Here is a 6,789-nt window from a genome sequence, read left to right as displayed (position 1 = left end):
GCCACGCCGTTGGCCTGGCCGATTTCCGACAGGAGCAGGCCGAGGCGCACGCGGCGCTCGGCGATCTTCCGATAATCGTCCTGTTCGGCCTCGATCTCCTTCAGCGCCTCCTCAGCGTTCGCTTCGCTCTCGGCCTCGCGCTTCAGCTGTTCCCAGATCTGCGCGAACTCGGCTTCGACCATCGACGGCGGCACCGCAAAATCATGGCCCGCGGCCAGCTTGTCGAGCAGTGCACGCTTCATCGCGGTGCGGGTAAGGCCCGCATTCTCCTGCTCTAGCTGTCCGCGCAGCAGCCCGCGCAGCTGCTCAAGGCTGGTAAGGCCAAGCGATTTGGCAAATTCGTCATTCGCCTCGAAATCGCTGGCATGCTTGATCGCCTTGACCTTGATGTCGAAGGTGGCAACCGCGCCTTTGAGCGCTTCGGCGGGATAGTCTTCGGGGAAGGTGACGGTGATCACTGGCTCATCGCCGACCTTCACGCCGACCAGCTGCTCTTCAAAACCGGGGATGAAGCGGCCCGCGCCCAGTTCCAGCGCCTGATCTTCGGCAGCGCCGCCATCGAAGGGCACGTCATCGACCTTGCCAAGGAAATCGATCATCAGCTGATCACCATCGGCCGAGATCGTGCCCTCGGGCGCATCGACAAAGCTCTTCTGGCCCTGCCCGATGCGCTCTACGGCTTCATCGACTTGCTCGTCGCTCACCGGAACGACCAGCTTTTCGAGCGTCAGCCCGTCGAGCGAGGGCAGGATCACCTCGGGCAGCACTTCAAGGCTGACGATCAGCTCGGCGTCGCGGCCCTGCTCATATCCATCGCCCAGCGCGACATCGGGCTGCATCGCCGGGCGCAGCTGCTTTGCCGCCACGAGCTGATCCATCGCGTCCTTGATCGATGTTTGCAGCGCTTCCTGATGGATCGCGGGGCCGTGCATCGTGCGCACAAGATTGGCGGGCACTTTGCCGGGGCGAAAGCCCGGCATGCGGATTTGCGGGGCCATCCGCTTGACCTCGCCGTCGATCCGCGCGGCAATGTCTGCCGCTGCGATGGTCACGGTATAGGCGCGCTTCAGGCCCTCGTTGCTGGTTTCAACGATCTGCATCTTCAGGATCCAACTTTCTTGTCATAACCCGCGCATGTCGCCCCCATCGGCGGCATGCGCGATCGCGGAGCAGGGCGGAATCTGGTGCGGGCGAAGGGACTCGAACCCCCACATCTTGCGATACTGGAACCTAAATCCAGCGCGTCTACCAATTCCGCCACGCCCGCATCCGGCGAAAAACGAGCGTCGCCCGTATCCTAGCGCCGTCAAAAGGGCAAGCCTTGCTGGTAAGGTCAAGTTACCCGACGGAACCATCGGTCTGCCTGCTGGGCTGCAAGGTTCGGCCGAGCGGACCTAACGCAGGAATTGCGTCAGCAAGGCCAGCCACGTTCTGGTGCGCGCGTCTCCGGTGCTGGGCGGGCCGGACATCCCGGCGCATTCAAGGCAATAAGCCTGCGCCCCGGCGCTGCCCATCAGGCGGGTCAGATCGCTGGCCAGCCGGTCCGCCAGCGAGATCTGCTGCGCCGCGATCAGCGCGGCCACATCGCGCGCCGGGCCGCCCGTGGCGGCACCGTCCGGCCCGTCGCTGCCCCCGGCGAAGGATTGCAGCAGCGACTGGAACGAACTTGCGGTCTCGCCCAGAAACACCGGGTGCGATTGCTCGGCCTTGGCGGTCTTCGCGGCCCACGCAACCGCCTCGTCCAGCCCGCCGAACTGGTCGACCAGCCCGATCTGGCGCGCGGTGCCGCCGTCCCAGATGCGGCCCTGGGCGATCTTGTCGATGTCCGCTGGGGTTTTGCGGCGCGAGGCCGCCACCAGCCCGACAAAGCGCCCGTAGCCCGCCTCGATCTGTTGTTGCAGCACCGCCTCGAGCTGCGGCGAAAGCCCGCCGATGATATCGGGTTGGCCCGAAAGCGGCGTGGTGCGAAACCCGTCGGTGCCCACGCCGATCTTGGCCAGCGCGTCTTCGAACGAGGGGATGACCGCGAAAATCCCGATCGAGCCGGTGATCGTGGCGGGTTCGGCAAAGATGCGGTCTGCCGGGGTGGCCACCCAATAGCCGCCGCTCGCGGCCAGGCTGCCCATGGACACCGCCACTGGCATGCCCTTGCCGCCGCTTCCCCCCGATGCCTTCATCCGCGCAATCGCGGCGCGGATTCGTTCGGAGGCGATGACCGATCCGCCCGGCGAATCGATTCGCACCACCAGCGCCGAATAGTCTCCGCTCGCCGCCGCCTTGTCGATCAGGTCGGCGATGCGGTTGCCGCCCGCCGTGCCCGGCTCGGCATTGCCGTCGACGATATTGCCCGCAATCGTCACCACCGCGATCGCCTTGCCCTCCTTGGGGGCTGGGCGGTCCGCCAGATAGGAGGCGAGGCCTGTCGCCTTGAAGGCATAAGTTCCCGCCGCCGGATCAGCGCCGACCACCTCGGCCACGCGTTTGCCGAATGCCGCCTTGTCGCCGATGCGGTCGATGATGCCCGATCGTTGCGCGGCCTTCGCCGCGTCGCCCCCGGCCTTGGCGATCCATTGCACCGGGTCGGTGATCGCCGGTCCGATATCCGCCTTGGGCCGCGCCTTCTTCACTTCGGCCTGCCACCCATCCCACACCGCCGAATAGACTGCCATCAGCGCTTCCTTGGCCTCAGGCGAGGAGTCGCCGCGCATGAACGGCTCGACCGCGCTTTTGTAAGTGCCGACCTTGAAAACGTGCGCCTTGATCTGGAGCCTATCCAGCAGCGCCTTGTAATAAAGCCCGGTGCCGCCGGGGCCGGTGATCGCCACCCCGCCCATCGGATCGACCCAGGCTTCGCTGGCATGCGCAGCCAATTGCACTGCATCGTCGGTATAGAGCATGGCGCGGATCATCACCGGCTTCTTCGCCGCGCGGACTTTGTCCATCGCTGCGCCGATCCGGCTCAGCGCGACCTGCCGCCCGCCGCCAAAGCGCTCCAGATCGAGCACGACCGCCTTGATCCGCGAATCGCTTGCTGCGGCTTCGATCGCGCGCACCAGATCGCGTTCCTGATATTCTTTTTGCGGTGTCTGGCCCGAAAGTAGCAACGAGGTCGGGTCGAGCCGTGCCTTTTCCTCCACCACCGGGCCATCGAGCGGCAGATAGAGCGCGCCGCCCTGCACCACGCCCGGCGACGGCCTGAGCGTCAGCACCGTGTAAAGCGCGCCGAAGAACAGCAGGAGGAGGAGCAGGACGAGACCGTCCTTGATGGCGACGAGGATTTTCCAAACCGTGCGGGCAAACTTCATGGGGGATATCTAGGAGTGCATCGCCTGCGATGCCAGCCGAAACACTTGAGCCGCTGGGGCCAGAGGGATAGTAGCCTAAGCTTGATGACCGGATTGCCCCAAAGCTCTGCCACGATTGCCGCCGGTTTGGCATCTGGCCGCTATCCTGCCGGCGGTCTGGCCTTTCCCCACCGCGATCTCACCGGAATTGGCCAGCTGGCCCGCCACGAGATCCTGTTCCTGCTCGATGAAGCGGAACAATGGGTTGCCTTGAACCGCCAGCCGCAAAAGGGCGCCGACTTGCTTTCGGGCCTCACCATCATCAACGCCTTCTTTGAAAATTCCACCCGCACGCTGCTGTCGTTCGAAATTGCGGGAAAGCGGCTGGGCGCGGATGTGGTCAACATGCACGCCGCAACATCCAGCGTGAAAAAGGGCGAGACGTTGATCGACACGGCGATGACGCTCAACGCGATGCGCGCCGATGCCATCGTGATCCGCCATGCCAGCTCGGGCGCGGTCCGGCTGATCGCGGAAAAGGTCGATTGCCCAGTGCTCAATGCGGGCGACGGCCAGCACGAGCATCCCACGCAGGCGCTGCTCGATGCGCTCACCATCCGCCATGCGCTGGGCTTGCCGCCGCAGAGCGACCTCAATGGCGTGCGCGTCACGATCTGCGGCGATTTGTTGCACAGCCGGGTCGCGCGCTCGAATATGCTGGCGCTCACCGCGCTGGGCGCCGATGTCAATGTCTGCGCGCCCCCCGCGCTGATGCCCGCCGGGATCGAGGCAATGGGCGTCACTCCGTTCACCGATTTCAATGCCGCGCTCAAGGGCGCGCAAGTGGTCATGATGCTGCGCCTCCAGCAGGAACGGATGGAGGGGCAGTTCATTCCTTCCCCGCGCGAATATCGCCACCTTTATGGCCTCACGCTTGATCGGCTGGCGCGCGCGGAGCCCGATGCGTTGATCATGCATCCCGGCCCGATGAACCGCGGCATCGAGATTGATAGCCAGGTTGCCGATCATGCCTCGCGCAGCCTGATCACCCGTCAGGTCGAATCCGGGGTCGCCATCCGCATGGCGTGCCTCGACGTGCTGACCCGGCGCGCGCGCGGCGTGCCCGGCTGGGCCGATTTGCCCGAGATCAAGGCCGGGTCCGCACCATGATCGCGCACCCGCTGACGATTATCGGCGGGCGGTTGGCGCTGCCGCATGGCGCGCCGCTGCCCGGCGCGATCCGCTGCGAGAACGGCCTGATCGCGGCGCTGGGCGATATCGCGCCTGAGGACGGCGATGAGGTGATCGACGCGCGCGGCGCGCTGGTCGCCCCGGGGCTGGTCGATTTCGGCGTGTTTGCAATCGACAAGCCGGCGTTCCATTTCGGCGGGATCACGCGCGCCGCGCTGATGCCCGATCAGGCCCCGCCGCTCGATCATCCGGCGCGGGTGCGCTTTGCAGCGCAATCGGGCAAGCCCGACATGTGGGTCCATCCGCTCGCCGCCGCAACGCGCGGGCTGGAGGGGCGCGAATTGGCCGAACTGGCGCTGATGCGCGAAGCCGGTGCGCGCGCGGCGGCCACCGGGCGCGATTGGTTGGGCGATTCTGGTGTTATGCTGCGGCTGATGCAATATTGCGCGATGCTCGGGCTGGTCGTTGTCAGCCATGCTGAGGACGCCGGGATTGCGGGCAATGCCGTGGCCACGGCGGGCGAGATGGCGACCCGTCTCGGCCTGCCCGCAGCGCCCGCCGAAGCCGAAGCGCTGGCGGTGGCGCGCGATCTGGCGCTCGCCGAATTGACCGGCGCGCGGCTCCACTTGCGCCAAGTGACGACAGCGAGCGCGCTCGATCTGGTGCGCCGCGCCAAGGCGAGCGGGATCCAGGTCACTGCCGGGGTGACGCCCGCTCATTTCATGCTGTCTGATCTTGAGCTTGCCGATTTCCGCACCTTCTGCCGCCTCTCGCCCCCTTTGCGCAGCGATGCGGATCGGCAGGCCGTCGTCGGCGCGATTGCCGATGGCACAATCGATGTGATCGCTTCGGGCCACGATCCGCGCGGCCCCGAAGACAAGCGCCTGCCGTTTGCTGATGCCGAACCGGGCATGGCCGGGGCCGAGACACTGCTCCCGCTGACGCTCACGCTGGTGCGCGATGGCCATATTGACATGGCCCGCGCCTTTGCGCTGCTGGCGCGCAATCCGGCGATGCTGCTGGGCGTTAATGCCGGGCGGCTGGTGGTGGGGGCAGAGGCGGATATCGCACTGGTCGAACCCACGCGGCCTTGGATCGTCGATCGCGCGCGGATGGCGGCGACAGCGGGCAACACGCCCTTCGACCGGCGGCCGGTGGAGGGGCGGGTCGTCGGCCTGTTCAAAGGCGGCAGCAGGGTCGCTTGACAGGATGCGCAAATAGCGCGCTATCTGCACGCTAATGGCGCCTTAAAGCTTGCTTAGCGGCGTGCCATCCGGGTTTCTATCGGGCTGCCTTTGGGCGAAGGCAGGCGCGCGGTCGCCATGACGAGACAAACACCGCCTTGCGCCTTGACCGTCTGGCAGACCGTCTTGGCGGGGGTAAAGCCGGCAAAACCTGCGGCCTGAACCCGCCAGAAGCGATGGCCGCGCACCGTCGCCTCGATAATCTGGCTGTGGTAGTCGTTCAGCGCCGGATTGCGCGCAGCGAAATGCTGCCACGCGCGCTTGGCTCCCGCTTCGTTTGAAAACGAGCCAAGCTGGGCGACATGGGTGCCGCGCTCGGCAGGAACCGGCGCTGCGGCCAGCTTCACCTGTCCGGTTTTGCGCGCGGTTTCACCTTGCGGGGCCGCCGGCTCAGGAGCCGCCGCTTGCGGGGCGTCGAGGGATGAGGCCTGCTGCGCGGGCGTTGAGGCGGGAACGTCGATGGCGGCGATCTGGGCCGCCACGGGCATTGACGACGCATCGGCCACGGCTGGCTGCGCTTCGGCGGGGATCGGCGCTGCGGCCAGTTCAGTGACCGCCGCTTTGGCCAGATCGGCGCCTTCTGCCGGCGCAGCGGTTTCGGCGGCGAGCTGGGCGGCGGCCGGGAAATTGGCAAGCGCCAACGCTGCGGGCTGGCCCTCATCGGCGCGCAGCGGCACGCCGAGCAGGTTGGCCACGCGCTGGCGGCCATCTTCGGGTTTGTTCATGGCCGCCCATTGCTGCAGCCGCGCATTGAGCTCGCCTGCGGGAACATCCTGTGAGGCCATCACCCGCGCTTCACGCCAGCCACCGTCGAGCGCATAGGCATACGCCAGATTCTGGCGCATTTTAGCCGAGTTTTCGCCAGCGCGCAGCGCGTCGGCCAGCAACGTTGCGGCCTGGCCGGGTTGAGGGCGCATCGCCGGGCGCGCTGCGCCTTTGCGGGCCAGCAGGCTGGGGCTGAGCGATGCAAAGGATTTGGTCTCGTTCATGGCTTTGTCGCTCCCGCTTATGAGCCAATGACCCGGCGGCCGAAGCCGCCGGTTGGGCGCGGTGAACCAGAAGCGGCAGTA

General features: G+C 66.6%; 5 protein-coding genes and 1 tRNA gene. 2 read left to right on the top strand and 4 right to left on the bottom strand.

Annotated elements, in window-relative coordinates; translation table 11 throughout:
• From tig to sppA, 3 genes are all read right to left on the bottom strand, one after another.
• Positions 1–1,100 (bottom strand): trigger factor (tig, locus tag Q0O40_RS14800; protein WP_295531545.1); only part of this gene is annotated, 1,100 nt, incomplete at its 3' end.
• Positions 1,101–1,182: 82 nt separating this feature from the next.
• Positions 1,183–1,267: transfer RNA gene (locus Q0O40_RS14795), tRNA-Leu, on the bottom strand.
• A gap of 127 nt (positions 1,268–1,394) precedes the next feature.
• Positions 1,395–3,305, bottom strand: coding sequence for a signal peptide peptidase SppA (gene sppA / locus Q0O40_RS14790; RefSeq protein ID WP_295531543.1), 1,911 nt, complete (start codon positions 3,303–3,305; stop codon positions 1,395–1,397).
• A gap of 84 nt (positions 3,306–3,389) precedes the next feature.
• On the opposite strand from sppA, the gene Q0O40_RS14785 reads away from it, so the two are divergent.
• Both Q0O40_RS14785 and Q0O40_RS14780 read left to right on the top strand, forming a co-directional pair.
• Positions 3,390–4,454 (top strand): aspartate carbamoyltransferase catalytic subunit, encoded by a 1,065-nt coding sequence (locus Q0O40_RS14785; RefSeq protein WP_295531540.1) that lies wholly within the window; start codon positions 3,390–3,392, stop codon positions 4,452–4,454.
• Positions 4,451–5,680: a dihydroorotase family protein gene (locus Q0O40_RS14780; RefSeq protein ID WP_295531538.1), complete on the top strand. Its 1,230-nt coding sequence runs from the start codon at positions 4,451–4,453 to the stop codon at positions 5,678–5,680. Before Q0O40_RS14785 ends, Q0O40_RS14780 begins: the two co-directional genes overlap by 4 nt.
• Positions 5,681–5,733: 53 nt before the next feature.
• On the opposite strand, the gene Q0O40_RS14775 is transcribed toward Q0O40_RS14780, so the two are convergent.
• A partial coding sequence (locus tag Q0O40_RS14775; RefSeq protein WP_295531535.1) for an SPOR domain-containing protein occupies positions 5,734–6,789 on the bottom strand: 1,056 nt, incomplete at its 5' end.

The sequence above is a fragment of the Novosphingobium sp. Chol11 genome (assembly GCF_945870625.1).
Taxonomy (GTDB): Bacteria; Pseudomonadota; Alphaproteobacteria; order Sphingomonadales; family Sphingomonadaceae; genus Novosphingobium.
This window is presented reverse-complemented; position numbering and strand designations above follow the sequence as displayed.

Bases quoted from the DNA above. Each gene is read 5' to 3' on its own strand.
- sppA (WP_295531543.1), bottom strand. From the start codon at position 3,305: ATGAAGTTTGCCCGCACGGTTTGGAAAATCCTCGTCGCCATCAAGGAC.
- Q0O40_RS14785 (WP_295531540.1), top strand. From the start codon at position 3,390: ATGACCGGATTGCCCCAAAGCTCTGCCACGATTGCCGCCGGTTTGGCA.
- Q0O40_RS14780 (WP_295531538.1), top strand. From the start codon at position 4,451: ATGATCGCGCACCCGCTGACGATTATCGGCGGGCGGTTGGCGCTGCCG.